Annotated in this window: 1 protein-coding gene; it reads left to right on the top strand. The window is 64.0% G+C overall.

Features of this window, described 5'->3' with window-relative positions:
* The coding region (locus EN861_RS35205) for an Ig-like domain-containing protein (protein ID WP_135868239.1) at positions 1-250 on the top strand (250 nt) is incomplete at both ends.

Below are 250 nucleotides of genomic sequence, written 5' to 3'. Positions count from 1 at the left end.
GCGCCGGTGGCGGTGGCCGATGCGGCGGCGGTGAAGGAAGACACCAACACGCTGGCCGATCCCAATCCGGTGAGCGGCAATGTGCTTTCCAACGACACCGATGTCGACAATGGCGACACGCATAGCGTCAGCGCCGTCAACGGCTCGGCTGGCAATGTCGGCAACGACCTGGTCGGCACCTATGGCACGCTGCATCTCAACAGCGACGGCAGCTACAGCTATACGCTCGACAATGGCCTGGCCTCGGTGC

Source organism: Mesorhizobium sp. M8A.F.Ca.ET.218.01.1.1, assembly GCF_004791165.1.
GTDB lineage: Bacteria > Pseudomonadota > Alphaproteobacteria > Rhizobiales > Rhizobiaceae > Mesorhizobium.
This window is presented reverse-complemented; position numbering and strand designations above follow the sequence as displayed.